Raw genomic sequence first — 25,848 nt, 5'->3', positions numbered from 1 at the left:
TTTTTACCCAAACAAAAAGGCTATACTTGTTCATACATATGCCTTATCCCTGAATTTATTACTATGCAACTTTTTCTTATTATGATTATAATTTTTCTATATCCCCCCTTAACTTAAATATATGACCGCATTGTTCATTTGGTCATTTTTTATAAAATTAAAAGGATTATCTTAGTTTGACAATCCTTTTAATAAATAAAGTTCAAATAACTCTGCAATTTTTTCTTTTTCTAGCGGTTCGTGATTTTTTTCCCAATCAAAAATAAGCGATACATATAGACGCAGCATAATAAATGCTGTAATTTCTGGATCACATTTGCTAATTTCACCTTTTTCAATCGCAATCTTTAAATACGATTGAATAACAGAAACGATTTCCACATCAACTTGTTGCATAACTTCTTGTACTTCTTTCGTTCCCATATCGCGCTCTTCTTGAATTAATTTAATCATGAGCTGATGTTCTTTTCTAAATTCCAAGATGCTATATAATGCTCTATGTACATTTTCAAAAAATGAAACATCTGAACGAATTGCACTTTCTGCAACTTGCTTCATTTCTGTAATTAAATTAGAAATAATTTCACCAAATAGCTCTTCTTTATTTTTGAAAAAAGTATAAATCGTTCCTTTTCCTACATTCGCTAACTTCGCTACTTGATCCATCGTTGTTGCTTTATAACCGAACGCTGAAAAAGACTTTGTTGCAGCTTCAATAATAGAACGTTTTCGATCTATCGCCACATTGTCACCTCCAAAAATGACCAATTGGATAATATAGTCAATCAGTACATCTTTGATATTACCACACGCTTACATTCTATACAAGTTCTCTTTTTATTATTTCCAGTATAAAAAAATTCCAGTCAGTGTATATCATACTGTCCATAGTTTATCAGAAGAAAAGAGAAAAGGAAAAGGTGTTCTTGAGATATACATCTTAAGAACACCTTTTTATTATTTCACCATAGAAAGCATAACCTTCTCTAACTCTTCTTTATTTACATTCTTATCAAATACTGCTTCTCCTTGCTTCTCTAAACTATGATTAATAATGACAATTTGATATGCACTATCTTTCCCTTTTGCTGGAACAATCATCTTCATACCTTGTAAATTACTATCCGAGTGATGAGTAGCGTAGAATATTTGATTCCCTTCTAGTTCGTACTTTTCTATATTTTCAGTCACTATAAACTGGTGGCTAAATGGGTCTTTGCTTTCCCCAAAAACTTGCGATTGAGAAATTGTATAATTTCCTTTTCCGTTCGCATATTCTAATTCAATAGTGAATTCCGGCTTTATCTTAAGATAATAATTCACTCTTTCGTCTTTTTGGGTATATCCTTTAATTGTATAAGTTGGCCTCTTGATTTTGAAATCAACATGTTGCTGCACTTCTTCAACTGTATATGTTAAATACTTCCCTACCTTATCCTCATAAGGAGTTGTTTTATTACGAATTTCTTTTAATTTTTCACGATTTTCTGTACTTAAGCGCTCTTCTTTCACCTCTTTTATATCCCCTTGGAAATTTTCGGGTAAGTTTAATCTAACTAATCCTTTTTTCTCGATCTGTAATACCTCTTTATATAACTGCACATAATTCTCAAACTCTTCCTTTGTCAAAGCTTTTTCAGCATGATATAAAAAGGCTGTTCGGTTTTCATATTGCCAGTTTGACATTCCCCACTCTTTTCTCGCCTTTTCCTCTGTACCAAATAATGTATCTACAGCATTTTGGAAAGCATCCTTTGACTGCTCTACTTTATCCTCTTGCTTTTCTTTTCCTTCCGTTGCACGTGCATTGAATAAAGAAAGGGATGCAATAGCAACTATAGCAATAACTCCAAGTAAAGAAAGACGATACGATTTCTTTTGGAATTTTTTAATCATAACGATTCTCCTTTTTAGTGTTCGTTTATTTCTACTTAAATTTGCTAGGCTTGGTACTTGATAGGAATAGTGTTGTAGAAGGGTAATAATTGTATGTCCGTATGCAATTTGTTCCTCTTTATCTATAAAAGTAAGTGCATATGCATCACAGGCTAATTCTTGATCTTCTCGCATACAAAAATAGGCGTACCAAAGAATCGGATTGAACCAATTTAATAGGATTAAACTGTACATAATCCAATTTACAGCTACATCGTTTCTCTTAATATGAGCTAACTCATGGTAAAAGACATATTGTAATTGTTGCTCATTTAATACTTTCATATGTTTTTTTGATAGTAATACTTTCGGACGAAAGAAACTAAACACAGTTGGGCTCGCAATCTTTCCCGCTAGACGTAACGAAACCGCCTTCTTCATTTTCATAGATTGCTTACAGCGATTAAACACTGTAATGGCCTGTTCATCCGTAATATCCGGTTGTTTCTTTATGTAAGAATATAAACGTCTATTTGTAAGAAACGTGATGACCGCTAATATGATTAACCCAGCTAGCCACACATACAAAGCAAGTTTGTATAAAGAAAATGTAGTCTGTTTTTCCGAACTGACTTTTACTTCCGGTTCGCTAGTTTTTGTCACCATTTTAGAATTTGATTCCAATTCCACTTTACGGTCGCTTTCTATGTTTACTATATTCTCAGTAGCCGGCATATTTTTTGGAATAACTTCCGATACGCTAGAACTATAAGAAAGTAATGAGTAAATGCTATAAGAGCTATCTGGCGACCACGGTAAAAGGAGTCTTATCATTAATACGATCCACAGCATATATTGCCACCGGGGGGTTAATTTATTTCTAAATAGAACTTTTATACATAAAATAAATCCGACTAATATGCTAGCCATAAGTGACGTTTCTATAAGCCAATCAAAAAAATGAGGAAGGTATACATTTATAAGCGTGTTTATCATTTTTATCGATCCTTCCTCTTATTCTCCTCTGTCTTCTCATCTAAAATGCGTTTTAATTCATTAATATCTTCTGAAGATAATTTCTCCTCTTTTAAGAAATTAACAAGTAATGGCTTAAACGCTGCACCGCAAAAACGTTTTAGTAAAGATTTCGTTTCCACTTGCAAATAATTATGTTGTGATACTAACGGATAATAAGCATACATTCGCCCTTTATCTTGATGGTAAGAAACGGCTTCCTTTTGTACTAATCGATTAATTAATGTGCGGATTGTTTTTGGTTTCCAGTCCATTGCATCTTCCAGTTCTTCTATAATTTCATTCGCTGTTTGTGGAGAATTCGACCAAAGTACTTTCATAATTTCTAATTCCGCTTCAGATATTTTAGGTAATTGATTTGTCATCGTATGTTTCACTCCTAAGTATTACATTTGTAATCTATAATTAAGATTACAAATGTAATACTTAATTGTCAACCATATTTTAGAAAAATTAATTTCAGCTAAACCTTACTTCACAACAACAAAATTCCTCTTTTTCAAATAATCAAATAAAAAAACAAGAAAATCTTTACAATTAATAGTAATATAGAAAATAGACAAGTTTATCAAAATAGTGGAGGCTTTTTCAGTCATGATGCGTGCGCTTCGTTTAAATATAAAGCAAGCTTTTTGTAATCGTGTTTCTTTAATTATTATGTTTAGTGGATTTGTTCTTATTTGTATTTATCATTATTATTATGTAATTCGTTATTTAGGAGACGCTGCGAATGGACCTATATCGACGGATATTAAATGGATTGGATTTCGTGGAAATGAAATGGATGTTTATTTATTATTAATGCCAGTTATTGCAAGTCTTCCCTTTAGTACAAGTTATAACTCGGATAAGTCCGATGGTTTTAAACCGTTTGTCAGTAAAGAAATTTCTTTATTTTCTTATTCAGTAACGAAATATATCGTTACATTTTTTTGCGGCGGACTTCTTTATACATTTCCATTCATCTTATCGTTATTATTTTGCAAATTAACCATTCCAGACGGAGTACCAACGGCTGGTTCAGGCATTATAAATGATAACGGGATGTTCGCAAACTTATATGAAACTTCTCCCATCACTTACATTGCTGTATATATCGGAATTAATTTTTTATTTGCAGGTTTGATGGCTCTTTTAGGACTTGCTGCATCTGCATGGTCCCAAAAGGACTATATGGCGCTTCTATTTCCATTTGCAACTACCTCTATTCCTTACGTCCTGCTAAATACGGTACTCCCTACAATAGGCGGAGCACCTATTCATTTATATGATCCAAGGCAGCCGCTGCATGGCATGTCACCATATATTTTGACAATACAATGTGCCTTCTTCCTCTTCGTTAGCTTAATCATGTATATACAAGGAGTAAAACGTGATAGAAAAAAATATAGAAGAAGGTTGCAAAAAAGAGAGCGGTGCAGAAAAGCGTTTCAAGTATAATAAAACCCTAATTTCCTTACTATATTGGAAATTAGGGTTTTATTTACTATTCACTTACGGTGTACCTGCCAATCCCCATAAAATAACAACCGCTACAAAATAAATCGCTTTAATCGCTATTACTAAACATAATGAAACAATTGCATATTTACTTAATTCTCTTCTTGCACCTATTAAAGTGAAAATAACCGCCAAACTAAATGTTATATAAGAAGCTGCTGTATGTATTAAGTTATACGTAATATCTAGATTGCTTGTAAGTCCTGTTATATCAGCTACAAACTGAAGCATGACGATCGTACTAAAAAAAATTGCAAACTGATTCATTACCTTTCCATTTATTTGTAACTGCATGGTTGTCCTCCTTATTAAAAACTAAATATTCGATCAATTTTATCATTAGATTACAAAAAAAGGAATCATCTCTTTATACTATTCTATAACGATGCAAACAAAGAACGCTTAGTTACCTAAGCGTTCCTTTCTTTAAGAAGCTTTCTTCAAATCAATTTGAGCAAGTACTGGGTCATGGTCGCTTACACGTCCGTGCTCTTTCATTATATTTGAGTTTAAGTGCACTGGATCTACAATTGTGTGTGGTGCGATATTATTTGTTACTAAAATATGATCTAACACTTGTGCATTTCCTTCGTGAATGTACGTGTAACGATTCTCTTTTGGCACTGTGTTTAACATATCTTTTAAGATTGTTCCCTCTAGTGTTTTTAGTGGTTTAGAGAATTCGAAATCGTTCATATCACCTAACACGACAACTGGTGCATTCGTATTCTTTTTCTGAATTCCTTGCACGAAATGATTTACCTCTTGTGCTAACTGAATTCGTTTGTCTTCACTTTTTAATACGAGCGGCTGCACTTTTCCAAATGGCGTTGCATCTCCTAGTTTTGAGTTTAAGTGATTTGCAACGACAACAATGTTTTGTCCTTGGAACGTAAATTCTGCCGCTAACGGTTTACGTGTACTTTCAAATAATGGATTTTCGTCTCCAATACGAACAACATTTTTATCAAGTAACTTTGGTACCGTCGCTAATTTCACGCGTGATGGATTATAGAAGAAGCCGACGCGAATATTCGCTCCTGGTGCTCCTCCGTCTTGATTATTGTTTGGAGCGATTTCTACATACTCATACTTCGGTCCACGAATTTCTAGCACTGCATCAATGATACGTTTTGCGCTTAATGACGCATCTGTTGTACCGTCATTAATTGATCCGTTATTATCTTGCATTTCCTCTACACCGATAATATCTGGCATTTTTAAGTTGTATTTAATAGAATACGCTAACGCTTTTACCTTTTCATCTGTTGTTTCTTTTTTATTCGCTGAGAAGTTTTCAATGTTATATGTAGCAACCGTTAACTTATCAAGACGTGGCTGAATATTTGCGCCTACTTGCTTAAATCCACCATCCACTACAGCTGGCAGTTCTGTTATTGGCGAAATACGGAAAGAACCGTAATCATATCCTACTACCCCTGTTATATCTCCAGTGAAAGTATCTCCTACTTTTGCTACATAATCGCGAGGTACTTTTACAGAAAGGCGCTCTGGGTTTAATTGATTTTCATCTAATAGAGGTGTGCCATATTGTGTTACTACTTTATCTCCACCATTTTTTACTGTTACATATAAATTTCCGTTTTTCTGAGGTGTAATAATTTTTGGTGTTGGCATCGTAACACGCATACCTTCTATACTTTCATAAAAGTCGATTGCATCTTCATTTGGATCAAATAAACTAAATGCATCATTATCAATAATCTGGTCTGGGATTTTCACACCGTTTTCCCCAAGTACAATCGGTGCTGGCAAAGATTGATCTTTTGCGATTACAGCAACGCGACTCGCCTTAATTTCTGTCGTCGTTAAGTCTGTTTCAAATCGCTCTGCATATCCTGGTCCAACATATTCTTCTACTACTCCATCAACTTGAATAAGATCTCCTACTGCTACATTCGCATCTTTTTTATATACGTACATACCTTCTGAAGTAGCTGGATCATTATCTGGCTGATTATCTTCTATATAAAAACCATTTTTATCAAGCGCTGTGACAACGCCTTCCACATTGTTTACTTTCTTCCCGTTGTAAGGAGACATATGTGATTTTCCTTGAATGTCATGAATACGAACCTGTTCATTATTTACGATAATAAATGAAAATGTCGAAATTGCTGAAGAAGTAAGTCCTTCTTTTTCTGCGATTGCTTTCACTACACTATTTTCATTCACTATAATTTGTCCATTATAAAGAACACTTTTATTAGTAGGATTAGAGCCATCTAACGTATAGTAAATCGTTGCACCTTCTGTATTCGTCGTTAATGTTACCGCTGTTCCTTTAGCAACTTCTCCGCCGTTCGGTGAAGCTACTACATCGCTAACACGGTTTTGTCCTTCACCTTGAAACTTATAAGCTGTTACTGATTTTAAACCTGGGTTACTAAAATATAATTCAAGAGTCCCAGTCAAACTAACTTTCTTCCCGATATTTTCAGGGTGATCTTTTACATTCACTGCCGTTCTCACATCACCTTTTGGCAACTGAACGGGCATGATTTTGTCTGGATTCGTTTCGTTTGGCGAATCTGCAATTGCTACGTTTGTATCATCAAACTTAGCTGGATCCTTCGTATATTTAGAAGAACTTTGCGTATATCCGACAATATATCCTTCCACAATCCCCTTCGTTTTCCCTTGCTGCTTAAATACTTGAATTGCTTTTTCTACTGACATAGAAGCAGTTTCTTCTGCTTGCGCTAAAGTTCCAGTAAATGAAAGCAATAGCAAGAATGATAAAAAGACGCTTAACAATTTCTTCACAGCCATTTTCCTCTCCCTATTTCATATTTTCTCAGCATTTCTATCATAACAAATGATTCGTTATATAGAACTATTTTTCGACAAATTTTACAAAAGATTTATTTAATTTACAAGCTTTCAAACTATAATACAAAATAATAATTTTACACCTTCTACAAATGCACTCTATAATGTTAGAGAGAGAAAACAGAAAATATCGACATTTGATTGGTATGTAAAATGGATTCATTTGAATAGGAGTGATTGGATGGAAGTGCAAACAGAAACATACCGCGCAGCTATGAATGGAACATTAGAACGTCATTTTTCAGATATGATTGCTGTTATACCAACTAGAATTACAATTGAGCAGTTAAAACAACGGCTAGAAAATATCGCTACTAAAGTTGATGAGTTAAAAATTGTTTATAGTGATGAGACAAGCCTTATTGTTGAGTTACATATGGATGAAACAATCATACCGTATGAACTGCATATTGATGAGGCGAATGACCCAGAAGAATATAAAATGTACAATAGACAAGATTCTACAATTGTAGATCGTAATTTTGAAGATGCGGCTTTCGGTACTGAAATTTTCACTCGTACGCTATTTGTAGGCGATGTACTCGACTGCTTTTTCCAGCAAATACAATTTTTATGGAACCTCGCCCCAGATTTGTTATTTGTAATCGATTCAAGTGCAGCAATGAAAGTGATATCTAGAAACTATATTGAATATCACGTTGAAAATGAATTATTACCTGACATTCCTGACTTATACGTTATTCATTCCGTTTATGAAGACGATAAAGAAGGCGAGCCTACGCAATATTGGTTTCATACACACGGCCTTTTAAGAGCGGGCGTAACTGAAATAGAGTTAATTATTCCAAATCGCATTTCTTCCTACTACGGCATTGGCGATCTCTTTCAAACATTTGCTAATAATGCCGTTGAGAATGGACAAGTCCCTATGAATGAGCCTATCGTTATCGCGCATAGTCAGCAAGGTTCTATACATACAGTCGCTGTTCCGTGGGAGAAAGGATTATCTTATATAGGGCATAAAACGAGTATGGACCAATTATCTTCAATCGAGGATGAAGAAGTGAAATTACAGCCAATAGATGCACAAAATACATTCTTAGGCGGAATGGATGCCCGAGATGAATACCATCAATCTCCATCCGTTCTCTTATTCAAATTTAATACTTCAGAAGAATATATTGAAAGTTTTTTCAAAGAACACGAGGAAGCTACAGGGCTCATGTTCTATAAAACAAATAGTGAAACCGATCGTATGGCTTATAATGCGAAAAATACTTTCGGGTATTTCAGCAACATTTTTCAAATTGAAAAATCCAATGAAGAGTTTCGTTTTCTCGCTAAGTTTGGTGTTTCCTATGAAGAGGGTAAAAGCGAACATATGTGGTTTGAAATGCAACATATTACAGAAGACCTGATTCAAGGAATACTCATCAATGAACCATATTTTATAGAAGATATGAGTGAAGGAAATAGTTATCATTTAGATTTTGATAACTTAACAGATTGGGTTATTTATGCAGGAGATGCTGTTATAAAGCCAAATAACTTATATATGTTTATTGGCGAATAAGTATTTTATATAATAAACGAAACGCCTTCAATATGATTGAAGGCGTTTCTTATAATTTATTGTGCGATTAATTCAGCATCTATTACTTTCTCCAAATGAGATAATACACGCTTTGCAGCTTCCTCACCTTGATTCATACAGTCTGGAAGTCCAGCACCAGCATAGGAGCTACCTGCCAAGTATATACCTGGCAACTCTTTCTCCATAAATGTTGTGAGCTTTTTCATTCGCTCGTTATGACCCACTGTATATTGAGGCATCGCTTCTTTCCAGCGACTTACGATTGTAAACTCTGGATCCTCTGTAATATCCATCGTCTTCCTTAAATCTTCTAGTACGAGCTGAACGAGTTCTTCTTCAGTTTGTTCTACAACCGCTTCATCACCAGCACGTCCAACGTAACAGCGAAGGAGTGTTTTTCCTTCTGGCGTTGTATGTGGCCATTTTTTATGCGTCCACGTACATGCTGTAATGGTGTAATCGCTATTTCGTGATACGACAAATCCTGTACCATTAATATCGCGCTGGATTGCAGACTTTTGGAAAGCAAGTGCCACATTCGCAACGGATGTGGATGGAATATTACGGAAGAAACGAAACTGCTTGTACTGAGCAAACATGGACGGCAATACTTTATGCGAAGTTGCCACTACGATGGCGTCCGCTTCTATTTCTTTTCCGTTACTAAGAGTAATCGTATAACCATCACCCTGTTTCGCAACTTTTTCAATGCGAGTTCCCTTTATTATCGTACCTTCATGCATCTTTGCTTCGAGAGATTTTACGATAGATTCTAAACCTGTTTTCACTGTTTGGAACATTCCCTTTTTCGGTTCAGCTTTCTCTTCTTTCGGAGCGAGCGTACGCATACCGAGTGAAATACTGCGATGTTTCTGCTCAATTTGATACATTTGCGGGAATGTTGACATTAAGCTCATTTCATCAATATCCCCTGCATAAATACCCGATAGTAACGGCTCTATTAAGTTTTCAACCACTTCGTTTCCAAGACGATGTCTGAAAAATTGTCCGAGTGATTGGTCAGATACTGGCTTTGACCTCGGCATTAATAGATCAAAGCCAGCTCTTAGTTTACCAATTGGGGAGAACAGCCCGGAAAATAGAAACGGCGTAATTTGCGTTGGAATTCCCATCATTGATCCATTCGGCATTTTATGTAACCGATTGTTTACAAGGATAAATGATTGACCGGCTTGATTATTTACAAGTTCATCGCCAAGACCTAATTCTTTCACTAATCTAGCTGCACTTTCTTTTCGTGCTAAGAAAGAATCTGGTCCGCGCTCAATTGTAAATCCATCTTTTCGAACGGTTTGAATTTTTCCGCCAAGTTTACCCGATGCTTCTATAAGTAATGTATCAATCGGCAAGTTTTTTTCATGAATATTTTTTTGTAAGTTATACATTGCTGTTAATCCAGTGATGCCTCCGCCGATGATCACAACCTTTTTCCTCAAGCAGGCTCCCCCTTTCTTCTTACAGTACAGATTCTTTTTTCTTTAATACAACATCTGTTAAACAATCAATAAATGCGTCCGATGCATTTGGCATTTCTGGACGATAATATTTCGCGCCAATTTCATCCGTTACAACTTTACACTCAAAGTCGTTGTCATATAAAACTTCTAAATGTTCCGCAACAAATCCAACTGGTGCATATACGAATGAAGTATAACCGTGCTTTTCATTTAGTTCTCTCGTTAAATCTTGTACATCTGGACCAATCCAAGGATCTGGTGTGTTTCCTGCACTTTGCCAGCCTACTGCATAGTTTGCTACTTCAGCTCCGCGCGCGATATAGTCCGCTGTTTCATTTAATTGATCTGGATATGGATCGCCCATTGCAATAATTTTCTCTGGTAAGCTATGTGCAGATACGATTAATACTGCTTTTTCACGCTCTGCATCTGACATACCGTTATATATACCTTTCACTGCATCGACCCAGTACTGGATGAATTTCGGCTCTTTATACCAGCTATCAATGCCATGAATTGTTAAGTTTCCAAGTTTCTCAGCTTCTTCTTGTGCTCGTCCAACGTATGATTTCACGCTAAACGTAGAATAGTGAGGTGCAAGAACAAGCGCGATTGCATCTTGTATTCCGTCGTTATGCATATCTTTCACTGCATCTTCAATAAACGGTTCAATATGTTTTAAGCCAAGATACATATGGTACTCTACTTCATCTTGTACTTCATTTAAACGCTTCTCTAACTTCTTAGCTTGCTCTAATGTAATAGTAGCTAAAGGAGAAATACCACCAATTGCACGGTAACGCTCTGTTAAATCTTCCAGCATTTCAGGACTTGGCTTTCTTCCTCTGCGAATATGTGTATAGTAACGTTCAATATCTTCTTCTTTATATGGCGTTCCGTATGCCATTACAAGCAAACCAATTTTCTTTTTCATACAGCAATGCTCCTTTACTTCGCTAACTGCCCTTTAGAGTATTCATGAATAAATGTAGTTAAACGTTTTAATGTATCTGGATTTACTTCTGGGAATACACCGTGACCTAAGTTAAAGATATAACCCGGCTGTTTCATCCCTTGATCTAAAATACTTTTTACATGTTCTTCAATAACAGACCATGGTGCAAGTAAGAATGAAGGGTCCATATTACCTTGTACCGCCTTATGAACGCCCCGTGCACGTGCTTCTTCAATCGGTAAGCGCCAATCTAAGCCGACTACATCAAGCGGTAAGTCGTGCCACTCATTCACTAAGTGTGCAGCTCCTACGCCGTGCATAATCATTGGAACATCCATCTTACGAACTTCTGCAAAAATACGCTCCATTGCTGGTTTAATAAATACGCGATAATCCGCTACATTTACTGTTCCAACCCAAGAATCGAAAATTTGAACTGCTTTTGCTCCTGCGTTAATTTGCGCTTTTAAATATGTAATAACCATATCTGCTAGTTTATCCATTAAAGCGAACCAAGCTTTCGGCTCTGCATACATGAACGCTTTCGTATTATGGTAGTTACGAGATGGACCGCCTTCAATCATATAGCTCGCTAATGTAAATGGAGCTCCTGAAAAACCGATTAACGGTACGTCTAACATTTCTGTCGTTAATAAACGAATTGTATCTAGTATGTACGGTACGTCATCTTCTGGATTGATTTCCCCTAGTTTTTCTACGTCTTGTAAAGAACGGATTGGGTTATCGATAACTGGGCCAATACCTGATTTAATTTCTACATCCACACCAATTGCAGGTAGTGGTGACATAATATCTTTATAAAGAATTGCTGCGTCTACGTTATACTGATCAACCGGCAATTTTGTAACGTAAGCACATAACTCTGGATTGTGTGTAATTTCAAATAAAGAATACTTTTCTTTAATCTTTCTATATTCCGGCTGTGAACGACCTGCTTGACGCATATACCATGCTGGTACATAATCGGTACGTTCCCCCCTACATGCTTTTAAAAATGTCTCATTTATAGTTCTTACCAAGACCCTTGCTCCCTTCCTTACCAATGCTTCGAATACGTTCGATATTTATCTTTTTTTACTATACAGCTTGTAAAAACAAAATGCATAATATTATGTACGTTGTTCATTAAATTGACACAAACATTCTTAAAAACGCTTACTATTTTCACAACATTCTTATTATAACACAGAGAAAAACTATGGTTTAGCTACTTTTGACTTTTCTCCTTCACGATTCGTTTGTGTATTATATGGTACAACGTAAAAGCTCGGTTTTGAAAATATGTTAACGAACTTTTCCTCATATTCCCCAGCACCATTTACAGTGCTAACATGCGTATGAATTCCGTTCTCCACTCTATAGATTCGGTACATAATTCTGTTATCTGGAAGTGGCGTCCAGCTTAATTTTGCTTTAAATAAACCGAAAGGGCTAAATGATAATTTCATTTTTACATCTTCAATTTTGCGCAGCCGAATCGGAGCGCCGATTGTTTCCACACCTTCAGGCTTCATAAACTTCTCTTTATGTTCTACATTAGCCTTCGTTAAAATTTTCTTAAACAATTTTGTCGCAGATGCACTTTCTCCTTGCAACTGATGCTCCTTATCCGTACGGTCATAACCAATCCAAACAGCGCCTACTAAGTTCGGTGTATAACCAACGAACCACATATCTCTTGCTCCCTTATCGTCATTTGGCAATGAAGTTGTACCCGTTTTTCCAGCTAACGCACCGTTATATACACCAACTCTTGCTGTCCCTTCCTTCACAACTCCTTCTAGCATTTTCGTCATATACCATGCTGTCTGCTTCGAGAAGATTTTTGTCTCTACTTTTGGAGATTCCCCAATGACTGCACCGTGTCTGTTTAATACTTTATCAATAACGTGCGGCTCGATAATATTTCCATTTGCTAAAAATGAACGGTACATTTTTACAAGATCAAATGTTGAAACGCCATTTTTCAATCCGCCAAGCGCTGTACTTAAACCAGCATCTGCAATATGAACATTTCCTTTTTCTAAATATTGCTTTCCTTCTTCTACCCCTAACTCATTTAATAAAGAAACTGCCGGTACATTTGCCGACTCTAAAATCGCATCATACATCGTCATTTCTTTTGAATACTCATGATTATAATTTCGAGGTTCATACCCTTCAAAAGAATTTCTTTCATTCGTTAATAAAGAATACGGATTATACTTTTTCGTTTCTAGTGCTGGTGCATAAACGATAAGTGGTTTTAAAACAGATCCAGGCTGCCTTTTGGCAAAAACACGATTAAATCCTCTCGGGACGTACTTTCTTCCCCCAATCGCCGCTTTAATCCCTCCCGTACGATTATCCATTAATAAGAAAGCACCTTGCGCCCCCTCTTCTTTCCCAGGGAAATTCCTTGCATCTTGAAACTGGTTATATGCTACCTTTTGAATCTTTTCATCCATAGGTACGACAAACGTATATCCTCCGCGAAGTACTTCTTGATGAGACAATCCGTATAAACGAGCGGCTTCATCTATGACCATATCAATATACGGCATATATGCAAGCTCATTCTCATCTAAATTTTTATATAGAGCAATTGTCTTCCCTTGATAACGTACGCTTTCTTCGGCAGTCAAATAGCCTTGTTTATGCATAAGTGACAATACTAAATCACGGCGTTCCTTACTCTTCTCTGGGGAAAAATAAGGTGAATATCCGTTTGGTGACTTCGGAAGGCCTGCAAGCATTGCCCCTTCCTCTACTGTTAAATCCTCAACATTTTTATTAAAATACAACTTTGCTGCCGCTTGAATACCGTAAGCCCCATGACCAAAATAAATATGATTCATATACATTTCAAGAATTTGTTGCTTCGTATATTTTTGCTCTAATTGAAGAGAAATTGCGACTTCCTTCAATTTGCGCGTAAATGTTTTTTCACGAGTTAAAAAGACGTTTTTAGCGAGTTGCTGCGTAATGGTACTACCGCCCTCTACCTTCTCTCCAGCTAACGTATCTTTATAAAGAGCACGGAATATAGACGGATAATCAATCCCTTGATGCTCATAAAAACGAGAATCTTCCACCGCAACAAACGCCTGCTGCACATACTTCGGAATTTGCTCGATCGGTACGAGCTCTCTATTTTCTACGTATAATTTCGTAATTTCTTTCCCTTTCTGGTCAACGATACGTGATGAAGAGTGGAAAACGAGCTGCTTTTCATCCATCATATAGCCACCAGCTAACACGATAAGTTTATAGATTACAATCGCTACTACGAACGTTGCGACGCCGCCTAATAAAGTCCACTTTACTTTCTTCATACATCGTCCTTCTTTCCAAATGATGGTACATTTATTATTTGAAAAAGAAGTATCTTTATGTATATAATCTTCGAAGTTTTTTAAGAGAGTTGATATAATAGAAACAAACTATTAAGGGGGCATTAAAATGAAGGCTATTATTTCATACGAAACACCTCTAGAACAAGCACATTTCACTGCAAAAAATGATGAAAAAAATATGTTTTATAAAGAAAATACAGAAGAATCTGTAGAAGGTTCACTTCAATATGATGTACTAGATGCTGTCGGTGAATTTAAAGGACAACCTGGCTATATCGTTTGTAACAACATTTCTGTCACAGACGAAGGTCGCCCAGTATTTGAAAACCGCTTTAAAAACCGCGCAGGCCTTATTGAAAACGAACCAGGATTCCAAGCAATCCGTGTTCTACGTCCATTAAGTAACGATACATACGTCATCTTAACGATGTGGGAAACAGAGCAAAACTTTAAAGACTGGACAGAATCACGTTCATTCGAAAACGCTCATAAAAAACGTCCCACGCAAGCAGAAGGACAAGCTCAAGCGCATCCACATGCGGAACAGCAAAAGAGTATTTTCTCTCGTCCATCTTTTGTGACTACTTTTGATGTGTTAGTTTAATTAAAACATAATACAACACTAACAGTACGTGAAATTATATTAACGATTTTCCGAATATATCTATCATATCTTTGAATATATCAACGATTTTCCGAATATATCTATCACATCTTGAAATATATCAACGATTTTCCGAATATATCTATCATATCTTGAAATATATCAACGATTCGACTAAAGATATCAATTTAATGACAAAAAGGAAACACCATTACACACCGGTGTTTCCTTTTTCTTTGTACCAATTATATATACGAAGTGAATCTTTTTTTCTCATATGCTTTACTTCATAACCGCGCCCAGCTACCGCTACAAAAGTTGTACATAATTCATCTTTTCTTTGAAAATACGATTGATTATAACCTACTGCTTGAACATGTCTTCTTCGCATTATTCCTGTATATTTCGAAAAATTACGATATACAACCGTTAGTTGATTTTCTCTTAATTCATAACCGCCACTTTTATATCTAGCATACGCAAGTAACGAAAACACGATAAATAACGGTAAAATAACAAACAACGCAATATATTGTTTAAAATATATACTCACGCTGGCAATTAGAACTGTGAGTATGATACTTATTAACCAGCCCATAATGAAATAACGACGCAACGCTGTTTTTGGTAAGTGAACGATCTCCGCTTCGATTTCATATGGTAACTCTAAATATGTGATCAGGTGCTGTACATCTTTTTTCTTCATAAATGGATGCAACATTACTTCGTTACTTGCTGCTCCAATACTTTGAATTGCTTCCACTTCAACAGCACAATAGCCAAACGGCTGGCGAAGCATACCTTCTTTTACAGTAATCGCTTGAATGCGGTGCAATTTTAAGACAAACTCTTTCTTTTCAAATAATCCTTGAACGATACGAATCTCTTCCCCTTTTCGCTCAATTTTAAAGTTTGCATATTTCAACACATATCCAGCCGTGGAAATAATCCACGAAATTGCCATTAAAATTAATGCAATTACAATTAGTTTATAAACACCGTTTCCCATCACATACGCTTCTACTTTACTTGTGAATCCTTCAGGAAGAACAAAATCAAACTTTGTGTAAAGAAGTACCAGTCCAGAGAACACTAGTCCGAACCGACCAGATGTAATCGCTGCGGCTAAAACCTCTTTCGCTGTTAACTGATAAACCGTCTTGCTTTCTTCCTCTTCTATTTCTTCTTTTACAGTAGTTTCTTTCTTATGTAATAAAGAAATTAAATGTTTTGCCTCGTCTTCTTTAATACCAGCCAACATCACTTCTGGTTCATTACCACCACCGGCTACTTCTATATTTAACTTCATAAGTCCGAGCATTTGATAAATGATGTTAGAAGACGTACTAATATTTTGTACACGCTCTTTATTTAAATAGCTTTCCTTCTTTACAAAAACACCGTGCTTTATATGTAAAATATTATTCTCAATCCAGTACACTTTAAAATACCATTTAATTGCTGAAAAAATAGCCATGATGAATAAAACAACCAGAAGAAAAAGATAAAATAAATACCAAGGTTCCACTTGTTCATCAGGTTTAAATAAAACAAGAATAATAAGTGGCAACAAACTCGCAATCCTAATACCTAACAATATCGTAATCGGATGTTGCCTCTTATACATCCTTATCACTCACTTTCGCAAGTTCTCCAATTTGTCTTTTCAGCTGTTCTGCTTCTTCTTTCGTTAAACCTGGAATACTATGAGAAGTTGCGGCTGTTGAAATATGTAATTCTGCTAAATTATACTTTCTCATGATCGGCCCTTGCTCAATCGTTACGTGCTGCACACGGATCATCGGAATAAGTACGCGTTTTACAACAAACATTCCCTTTTGAATCTCAATCTCTTCTTCATTTAATCTGTAACTATAATAGCGTTGACGTAAATTTGGAAACACAAAATAATCAAGGGGAATAAATGTAATAGCTCCTGTTACTAATAGTCCGAACAACCAGCCCCACCAGTTAAAGTTAATCATAAAAAAGAAATACGCAATTACGACTGTTAGTATAACTACCGCCCCAATTAAAGCGTGCATCCTCCACACTTTCAGCATATTAGAATGAATCTCCCTTTCTAACGGCTGCATCTCATCACTCCAATTCTATGAATTTATTACTTATATATTATCAAAAAATAAGGTTTTATATACATTTTTGTAAATTTATAGTCAAATAAAAATAGTTGAATCAAAAGCATATTAAAGAAACACATACCTCAGTTTTGAAAATTATGTATTATAAATTTGAATTATATTGAACTAAAATAAACCTTACATGATTCATGCAAGGTTTATCGTTTTATACACAATATATTTCATTATTGTTGAGATATACTAGCATCGCTTTCAATTTGCTTTTCTTTTTGGCTTAGTTTTTTATCTTTAGATTTTTTTAATGTTAAAGTCATGCCAATAAAAATAAAAAGAATTCCTGTTATTTGCATTAAAGTTGGACGGAATCCAGTAAGTACAGTATCTAATAATATTGCCACTGCCGGATCTAAAAAAACTAATATTGAGATGGTTTTTGTAGATAAATAGCGTAAACTATCAAAAAACAGATAATATACTATCCCTGTGTGAATAAAACCAGTAGCTATAATATATGTCCAATTACTTTGAGTGAGGCCACTAAAAGCATCTAAATCTATAAATGGTATTAAAAGAAATATCCCCAAGAATGTTTGTAAAAATGTCATTGCATACGCACTCATTTTGTTAATCCCTTTACCAAATAAAGTTGTAAATGCATAAAAGAGAGCCGCAAGAAATCCCCATATCATACCTGAAGACATTAATGAGCCGACAGAGAAGCTTCCATCAATACCAGCAATTAATAAAGCTCCTGCAAAACACACAATTATTGAAATGATAGATATGAATGTTAATTTTTCTTTAAAGACGATACTTCCAATTAACAGTACAATTACTGGTGCAAGATGATAAACTGAGATAGCAATGGTAACTGACATATTTTCAAAGGCTTTAAATAAGAAAACCCAATTAAATACTAAGAAAAAACCACATATTAAAACTTGAATAACTTCTTTTCGTTCCCATTTATCTTGTTTATATTGCCCTGTAAGCAACCAGCATACACTTAAAAATATTGTCGCAAAAATACACCTTACAAACACTAATTCAAACGAAGGTAAGTTTGTTTGAACAGAAAAAAATCCAACTGATCCAAAGATAACCATTGATGCTATCATCTTTAAGGCCGGTACCGTTTTCTCTTGCTTAAAACTCTTTTGAAGCAAATTAATCCCCCTCCAATAAAAACTCGGTTTATAGTGAGAAAAACACCAGCCTAAAAAAGGACAGGTGCTTTTCCTCAAAAACACTCAATTGTAATCATTACTATTATCTAAAATATAATCTGGTGAATCAACATACTTTATATACCTTGAATAAGATCTAGCACGGCATTCACTGTACGCATCATCTTCCAAATTATAATAATCTAACTGTGCTTGTGTTAATAAACGATGATTCTCTTCCTCTTGTAAAAAGATTTCATTTGAGATTTCAAGGAATCCTTTAGATTCAAATTCATGTACCTTTTCTTCTATGCTAAACCCATTCATTTTACTAAGAACAAACGTCATTATAAAAACCTCCACACTATTGTATTTTTCTATCTCACCCTATGTTAGAAATGCAATAAGTAACCGAGATTCTTGCTTAATAAAATTTAAAATTATGATATTCAATTAATACACCAAATGAAATATATGTAATTCATTAAAATTATTTATTAAGCAATATTATATATCCTTTTGGTTATTTTTTTAATTATCTGAAGATTTATCAACATTAGTCTTAATATTCGAAATTAAAGAAATGGATTTTTCAGAAAGATAAAACTGCGCGTATTGCAATTATTTATGTATATAACTTTTTTAAAAATTATATTTTAAATATAGCTAGTTTTTTATAAATTTTTTGATATAATTACATACGGGAAAAGGGAAGAATTTTGTCTTCCCTTGTGTTTTTATTTGCATCTAGTACTTTTGCTAGATGCTTTTTTTTATGCTAAAAAAGGTATCCTCAAATACTTTGAGGATACCTTTTCACCTTTATTATCTCTGCTGTTTTCTACCTAATACGAGTAACCCAAAACTCATCATTACAAGAAGTGCTCCCATATATGGTTCCACAGGCATTTTCTGCCCTGTCTTCGGTAATTCTTTTTCAGGCTTTTCCGGATTTGGTGTTCCAGGTTTCTCTGGATCTGGTGTTCCAGGCTTTTCTGGATTCGGTGTCCCTGGCTTTTCTGGATTTGGTGTTCCAGGCTTTTCTGGATTCGGTGTTCCAGGCTTTTCTGGATTCGGTGTTCCAGGCTTTTCTGGATTCGGTGTTCCAGGTTTCTCCGGATCTGGTGTTCCAGGCTTTTCTGGATCTGGTGTTTCTGGACCTGGTGGTGCTAAATGATTCAATTTGTTTAATACTTCTAATTGAACTGCATTTATCATTCCATTTGTAATTTCAAATGGAATTGGATTAGTTAATTTTTCATATCCCTTTGGTGCTTCTACTTCTACTAGTGTGTAGTTACCTACAGATAGATCTGTGATTTTTGCCTTTCCATCTTTATCTGTTGTTACTTTCACTACTACTTTTCCCTTTTCATCATGAACTTCAAACACAGCTCCTGATAAGACTTCCTTGCTTTCAGCGGCCATTTTTGTAATCTCCACTGCACCTTTGTCTAACTGTTCGTTCTCTACTTTCAATGATAAGACTTTTGTCATACCTTTTGTAATTTCGAATGATACTGGTTCCGTTAACTTTTTGTAACCTGGTAAGCTCTTCGTCTCTACTAATTTGTATTTTCCTACTGATAGATCTGAAACGTTTGCTTTTCCTTCTTTATCCGTCGTTACTTTCGCAACTACTTTTCCTTTTGAGTCACGTACTTCAAATACAACATTTTCTAATGGTGCTTTACTGTCTTTATCTATTTTTGTGATTTCTACATTCCCCGTATCTACCATTTCATTTTCTACAGTGAACGCTAAAGATTTTGACATACCTTTTGTAATTTCAAATGGTACAGGCTTTTCTAATTTTTTGTAGCCTGGTAAACTCTCTACTTCTACTAGCTTGTACTTTCCTACTGATAAATCTGAAACTGTTGCTTTTCCAGCTTTATCTGTCGTTACTTTCGTTACTACCTTGCCTTTGTCGTCTTGTACTTCAAAGACTACACCTGCTAACGGTGCCTTATTATCTTTATCTATTTTTGTAATTTCTACTGAACCTTTTTCTAACTGTTCATTCTCTACTTTTAATAATAAGACTTCTGTCATACCCTTTTTAATTTCGAATGATACTGGCTCTGTTAGCTTTTTGTAGCCTGGTAAGCTTTCTACTTCTACTAGTTTGTAATTCCCTACAGATAGATCTGAAATTTTCGCTTTTCCTTCTTTATCTGTTTTTACTTTCGTTACTACTTTGCCTTTGTCGTCTTGTACTTCGAAGACTACGCCTTCTAATACTTTTTGACTATCTTTATCTACTTTTGTAATTTCTACTGAGCCTTTATCTACTAATTCATTCTCTACTTTTAGTGATAAAACTTCTGTCATACCTTTTTTGATTTCGAATGATACTGGTTTCGCTAGTTTTTTATATCCTGGTAAGCTTTCTACCTCTACTAGCTTATATTTTCCTACTGGTAAATCTGAAATTGTTGCTTGTCCTTCTTTATCTGTTGTTACTTTTGTTACTACTTTGCCTTTTTCATCTTGCACTTCGAATGTTACGCCCGCTAATACTGCGCCACTTTCTTTGTCTACTTTTGTAATTTCTACTGAACCTTTATCTAACAGTTCGTTCTCTACTTTCAATGATAAAACTTTCGTCATACCTTTTTTAATTTCAAACGATACTGGTTTTGTTAATTGTTTGTAACCTGGTAAGCTTTCTTTCTCTACTAATTTGTACTTTCCTACAGATAAGTCTGAAATGTTTACTTTTCCATCTTTATCTGTCGTTACTTCTGTTACTACTTTGCCTTGCTCATCTTGTACTTCGAAGACTACGCCTTCTAATACTTTTTGGCTATCTTTATCTACTTTTGTGATTTCTACTGAACCTTTGTCTAACTGTTCATTCTCTACTTTTAATGATAAGACTTCTGTCATACCCTTTTTAATTTCGAATGATACTGGCTCTGTTAGCTTTTTGTAGCCTGGTAAGCTTTCTTTCTCTACTAATTTGTACTTTCCTACAGATAAGTCTGAGATTTTTGCTTTACCATTTTTATCTGTTTTTACTTCTGTTACTACTTTGCCTTTGTCGTCTTGTACTTCGAAGACTACGCCTTCTAATACTTTTTGACTATCTTTATCTACTTTTGTAATTTCTACTGAGCCTTTATCTACTAGTTCATTCTCTACTTTTAGTGATAAGACTTCTGTCATACCTTTTTTGATTTCGAATGATACTGGTTTCGCTAGTTTTTTATATCCTGGTAAGCTTTCTACCTCTACTAGCTTATATTTTCCTACTGGTAAATCTGAAATTGTTGCTTGTCCTTCTTTATCTGTCGTTACTTTTGTTACTATTTTGCCTTTTTCATCTTGCACTTCGAATGTTACGCCCGCTAATACTGCGCCACTTTCTTTGTCCACTTTTGTAATCTCTACTGAACCTTTATCTAACTGTTCGTTCTCTACTTTCAATGATAAAACTTTCGTCATACCTTTTTTGATCTCGAATGATACTGGTTCTGTTAATTGTTTGTAGCCTGGTAAGCTTTCTTTCTCTACTAATTTGTACTTTCCTACAGATAAGTCTGAGATTTTTGCTTTACCATTTTTATCTGTTTGTACTTCTGTTACTACTTTGCCTTGCTCATCTTGTACTTCGAAGACTACGCCTTCTAATACTTTTTGACTATCTTTATCTACTTTTGTTACTTCCACATTTCCCTTGTCTAACATTTCGTTTTCTACTGTTAAAGCAAGAGATTTTGTCATACCTTTTTCAATTTGGAAAGTAATCGGATCTACTAATTGTTTATATCCTTTTGGTGCCTTTACTTCTACTAACTTGTATGTGCCGACTGATAAATTAGTAACTTGTGCTTGTCCTTTTTTATCTGTCGTTATTTTAGCGACTACTTGTCCTGCTTCATCTTGAATCTCAAATACTGCATCAGCTAAAGCATCTTTATTTTCTTTATCTACTTTTGTAATTTCTACATTTCCTGTATCCACTAATTCATTTTCTACAGTCAATTGTAATGCTGTTACTCTACCCTTTTCAATTTCGAATGAAATTGGCTTTTCTAGTGGTTTGTATCCTGCCGGTGTTTCTACTTCTACCAACTCATACTTTCCAATAGATAAATCTGAAACGTTTGCTTTTCCTTCTTTATCCGTTTTTACTTTCGCAACTACTTTTCCTTTTGAATCACGTACTTCAAATACAACATTTTCTAATGGAGCTTTACTATCTTTATCTATTTTTGTTATCTCTACATTCCCTGTATCCACCATTTCATTTTCTACTTTTAATGATAGAACCTCAGTCATGCCTTTTTTAATTTCAAATGATACTGGTTTTTCTAACTTTTTATAACCAGGTAAACTTTCTACCTCTACTAATTCATACTTTCCTACAGGTAAATCTGAAACATTTGCTTTTCCTTCTTTATCTGTCGTTACTTTCGTAACTTCCTTACCCTTTTCATCTTGTACGATGAATGTTACTCCCGCTAACGGTGCTTTATTATCTTTATCTATCTTTGTTATCTCTATATTTCCCGTATCTACCATTTCATTTTCTATTTTTAATGATAAGATCTCGGTCATACCTTTTGTAATTTCAAACGATACTGGCTCTGTTAATTTCTTATAGCCTGGTAAACTTTCTTTCTCTACTAATTTGTACTTTCCTACTGATAGATCTGAGATTTTTGCTTTACCATCTTTATCTGTTTTTACTTCCTTTACTACTGTTCCAGCTTCATCTTGCACTTCAAAGACTACGCCTTTTAATGCTTTTTTGCTGTCTTTATCTATTTTTGTAATTTCTACTGAACCTTTATCTAACTGTTCATTTTCTACTTTCAACGATAGGACTGTTGTCATACCTTTTGTAATTTCGAATGATACTGAATCTGTTAGCTTTTTGTAGCCTGGTAAACTTTTCGTCTCTACTAATTTGTACTTCCCTACTGATAAATCAGAGATTTTTGCTTTACCATCTTTATCTGTTTTTACTTCTGTTACTACTTTGCCTTGCTCATCTTGCACTTCGAAGACTACGCCTTCTAGTACTTTTTGGCTATCTTTATCTATTTTTGTAATTTCTACTGAGCCTTTGTCTAACTGCTCATTTTCTACTTTTATTGCTAAAGCTTTTGTCATACCTTTTTTTATTTCAAATGGTACTGGTTCTGTTAGCTTTTTATAACCTGGTAAGCTTTTTGTCTCTACTAATTTGTACTTTCCTACTGATAGATCTGAAACGTTTGCTTTTCCATCTTTATCTGTTACTACTTTTCTTACTACTTCATCTTTCTCATCTTGGACTTCAAATTCGACACCCGCTAATACTGCTCCGTTTTCTTTGTCCACTTTTGTAATTTCTATATTACCTTTGTCTACCATTGCATTTTCCACTTGTATTGGGAATATGCCGTCCCCTGTTACATTTACTTCGAACTCTGCTTCTTTTAATTGGTAGCCTTCAGGCGCTTTCGTTTCTTTTAAAATATATTTCCCTGGTGCTAACGGTTTAGAGATTGCCTTACCATCTTTATCTGTAACAATATGTTCGACTACTATACCGTCTTTTACTATATCAAACTCTGCATTTGCTAATGGTTTTTCACCATTTTCCGAATCAATTTTCTTTACTTCAATTTGACCCTTTTGCATAGTATTTTTAATTTCAATTGTTTTTGTTTCTCCAGCTTGAAGTGTAACCTCTACTGGTTCTTTTAATTTTTGATATCCTTCTGGTGCTACTGTTTCATAAACTTTATACGTTCCAGGAGCTAAAGTTTGAGGTACTGAAAAACCTTTTTCGTCCGTTTTTAGTTTTGCAACAACTTCATTTGCACTATTTCGAACTTCAAATTCGGCACCTTTTAACCCTTTGTTCAGATCCTCAGAATCTATTTTATGAATCGATACTGTACCGTCTTTTGGAGCTTCAGGCGGCGTAATAGTTACTTCTTTTGATGTTAATGTTTTATCATCAAAATGTAATTCCGCTTTATTAGGAATCTTCTTATCTACGTAAGAAGATAAGTCTGCATTATTTTTAATTTTCGCCTTGATACTAAGATTGATTCTCTGGTCTTCATATGACTTATAGTCAAAATTCTCACCAAACGTAAATGTTACTTCACTTCTTTGCTTATCTATCTTTAACGTCCCTTTAGAAGTAATATCTTGGCCATTTTGATCATACACTTTTGCCTCTAATACTTCTAAAACATCTTCTAAATCATCACGAATTACCATTGATGTGTATTTAGGAGGATCGTTTGGTATATGTGTACCAACTTGGTATTGAATCACTTGATCCATTTGTGTTAGCTGCTCATTCTCTACAAGCTTGCCATTCTCATCAACTATATTTTTTTCAATACTAGGTGGATTATCGTCACCTGAACCGGTTCCTCCCCCACCACTTACGAATACTTGTCCTACTTTTTCTTCAGTTTTAATATTTTTACCTTCTAATTTCACAGTATTTTTATGAGGCTTTGCAGAAGGATTAGTAATCTTTGTTTTATATCTTAAAATATAACCTTTTGAACTGTCTGGAAACTCAATTGTAAATCCAGCCTTTGTTGCATTAATTTTAATGTTAGATAAATCTGCTGGCTTAATATTTGTTGGTGCATAACCATCTTCAAATACAGCCTCTTCTAATACTACGCTGTCTGTAATTAACTCATGCCCAGGTCCTAATGTATCTGTTAATTTAAGATCTTGCATTTCTGTTCCAGTTGCATTTACATATACAAGCCAATCAGCAATCGAAGGATCTTCTTGATTATAAGAACCCCATTTCAATAGATTATCTGTATTGGGCTGTGGCTTCGGTCTCTCTGTCGTATTACTTACATTTACTTCTTTATTGACGATTTGACCATCAACGTTAAATTCTAATGGAATTTCTTTAACACCATCATATGCTTCTAGACCAAAGTAGAATTCTACGAATAAAGAACCTTTAATGTTATTCTTTCCTTCTACGTAATCCCCCATAGTACACGTTAATAGACCCTTTTTCATCTCACATGTACCAACTGTTTTTCCTTCAGCATCTTTTAAAGGAAAACTCATATTCATAAGGTCTTTTCGAAACTCTTTTGGCATATCAATTGTGAATTGATCTCCACTTTTTATTTTTTCTTTAGCTGACCACTTCACTTCTACTTTCATACCATCTGAGGCTTGATACGGTTCAGATGTCGTGCCATCAGTACGGGAAATATTAATTTCGTCCACTGGACTTTTCATCACAGCAGCTTGAATAACTGGAGCCCACACATTCAGCACTGAAAATAATACTAGAAAAACTAATGAAACCATTGAAATATGTCTTTTAGTACTTTTCATTTGCATAGTTCCCTCCTATTTTTTATATTTATAT

16 protein-coding genes and 1 pseudogene are annotated in these 25,848 nt (G+C 34.8%); 3 read left to right on the top strand and 14 right to left on the bottom strand.

Annotated elements, in window-relative coordinates; all coding sequences use genetic code 11:
• Positions 1–171 precede the first annotated feature (171 nt).
• The 3 genes from ACX9TM_RS05750 to ACX9TM_RS05740 form a co-directional block, all read right to left on the bottom strand.
• Positions 172–744: a TetR/AcrR family transcriptional regulator gene (locus ACX9TM_RS05750; RefSeq protein WP_000963381.1), complete on the bottom strand. Its 573-nt coding sequence runs from the start codon at positions 742–744 to the stop codon at positions 172–174.
• Between the two features lie 213 nt (positions 745–957).
• On the bottom strand, positions 958–2,871 hold the full coding sequence (locus ACX9TM_RS05745; protein ID WP_065382104.1) for a M56 family metallopeptidase: 1,914 nt from the start codon (positions 2,869–2,871) through the stop codon (positions 958–960).
• Between the two features lie 2 nt (positions 2,872–2,873).
• Positions 2,874–3,275 carry a BlaI/MecI/CopY family transcriptional regulator gene (locus ACX9TM_RS05740; protein WP_000184504.1) on the bottom strand — a complete coding sequence of 134 codons (402 nt, stop codon included), beginning with the start codon at positions 3,273–3,275 and terminating at the stop codon, positions 2,874–2,876.
• A gap of 229 nt (positions 3,276–3,504) precedes the next feature.
• Here ACX9TM_RS05740 and ACX9TM_RS05735 point away from each other — a divergent pair, with 229 nt between their 5' ends.
• Positions 3,505–4,350, top strand: coding sequence for a hypothetical protein (locus ACX9TM_RS05735; RefSeq protein ID WP_000984145.1), 846 nt, complete (start codon positions 3,505–3,507; stop codon positions 4,348–4,350).
• Positions 4,351–4,404: 54 nt separating this feature from the next.
• Here the strand turns inward: ACX9TM_RS05735 and ACX9TM_RS05730 are convergent, their stop codons facing one another.
• Both ACX9TM_RS05730 and ACX9TM_RS05725 read right to left on the bottom strand, forming a co-directional pair.
• A complete protein-coding gene (locus ACX9TM_RS05730; protein ID WP_001176848.1) occupies positions 4,405–4,704 on the bottom strand; it encodes a hypothetical protein in 300 nt (99 codons plus the stop codon).
• A gap of 132 nt (positions 4,705–4,836) precedes the next feature.
• Positions 4,837–7,203 carry a DUF6359 domain-containing protein gene (locus ACX9TM_RS05725; protein ID WP_065381842.1) on the bottom strand — a complete coding sequence of 789 codons (2,367 nt, stop codon included), beginning with the start codon at positions 7,201–7,203 and terminating at the stop codon, positions 4,837–4,839.
• 241 nt (positions 7,204–7,444) lie between these two features.
• On the opposite strand from ACX9TM_RS05725, the gene ACX9TM_RS05720 reads away from it, so the two are divergent.
• Complete coding sequence (locus ACX9TM_RS05720) at positions 7,445–8,797, top strand: DUF4026 domain-containing protein (protein ID WP_000453703.1); 1,353 nt, start codon at positions 7,445–7,447, stop codon at positions 8,795–8,797.
• A 56-nt stretch (positions 8,798–8,853) separates the two neighbouring features.
• On the opposite strand, the gene hemY is transcribed toward ACX9TM_RS05720, so the two are convergent.
• The 4 genes from hemY to ACX9TM_RS05700 form a co-directional block, all read right to left on the bottom strand.
• Positions 8,854–10,275 (bottom strand): protoporphyrinogen oxidase, encoded by a 1,422-nt coding sequence (hemY, locus tag ACX9TM_RS05715; protein ID WP_001228071.1) that lies wholly within the window; start codon positions 10,273–10,275, stop codon positions 8,854–8,856.
• Positions 10,276–10,294: 19 nt separating this feature from the next.
• Positions 10,295–11,230 carry a ferrochelatase gene (gene hemH / locus ACX9TM_RS05710; protein ID WP_000726775.1) on the bottom strand — a complete coding sequence of 312 codons (936 nt, stop codon included), beginning with the start codon at positions 11,228–11,230 and terminating at the stop codon, positions 10,295–10,297.
• A gap of 14 nt (positions 11,231–11,244) precedes the next feature.
• Complete coding sequence (gene hemE, locus ACX9TM_RS05705; protein WP_033684308.1) at positions 11,245–12,291, bottom strand: uroporphyrinogen decarboxylase; 1,047 nt, start codon at positions 12,289–12,291, stop codon at positions 11,245–11,247.
• Between the two features lie 177 nt (positions 12,292–12,468).
• Complete coding sequence (locus ACX9TM_RS05700) at positions 12,469–14,586, bottom strand: transglycosylase domain-containing protein (protein WP_000756284.1); 2,118 nt, start codon at positions 14,584–14,586, stop codon at positions 12,469–12,471.
• 127 nt (positions 14,587–14,713) lie between these two features.
• Between ACX9TM_RS05700 and hmoB the strand changes: the two genes are divergently transcribed.
• The gene (hmoB, locus tag ACX9TM_RS05695) at positions 14,714–15,211 is read left to right on the top strand and encodes a heme-degrading monooxygenase HmoB (RefSeq protein ID WP_000644063.1); all 498 of its coding nucleotides are present in this window, start codon (positions 14,714–14,716) and stop codon (positions 15,209–15,211) included.
• 211 nt (positions 15,212–15,422) lie between these two features.
• Here the strand turns inward: hmoB and ACX9TM_RS05690 are convergent, their stop codons facing one another.
• From ACX9TM_RS05690 to ACX9TM_RS05670, 5 genes and pseudogenes are all read right to left on the bottom strand, one after another.
• Positions 15,423–16,838: a PH domain-containing protein gene (locus ACX9TM_RS05690; RefSeq protein WP_000278130.1), complete on the bottom strand. Its 1,416-nt coding sequence runs from the start codon at positions 16,836–16,838 to the stop codon at positions 15,423–15,425.
• Entirely contained in the window at positions 16,831–17,307 is a 477-nt protein-coding gene (locus ACX9TM_RS05685; protein WP_001182728.1) for a PH domain-containing protein, read from the bottom strand. Before ACX9TM_RS05685 ends, ACX9TM_RS05690 begins: the two co-directional genes overlap by 8 nt.
• Before the next feature lie 230 nt (positions 17,308–17,537).
• Positions 17,538–18,479 carry a DMT family transporter gene (locus ACX9TM_RS05680; protein ID WP_000939624.1) on the bottom strand — a complete coding sequence of 314 codons (942 nt, stop codon included), beginning with the start codon at positions 18,477–18,479 and terminating at the stop codon, positions 17,538–17,540.
• Between the two features lie 90 nt (positions 18,480–18,569).
• A pseudogene (locus ACX9TM_RS05675) lies at positions 18,570–18,827 on the bottom strand (hypothetical protein); the annotation flags it as partial.
• Between the two features lie 477 nt (positions 18,828–19,304).
• The gene (locus tag ACX9TM_RS05670; protein WP_065381841.1) at positions 19,305–25,820 is read right to left on the bottom strand and encodes a SpaA isopeptide-forming pilin-related protein; all 6,516 of its coding nucleotides are present in this window, start codon (positions 25,818–25,820) and stop codon (positions 19,305–19,307) included.
• Positions 25,821–25,848 lie beyond the last annotated feature (28 nt).

The sequence above is a fragment of the Bacillus sp. LH1 genome (assembly GCF_057924895.1).
The sequence above is the reverse complement of the archived record's forward strand: the minus strand, read 5'-3'. Positions and strand labels throughout refer to the sequence as shown.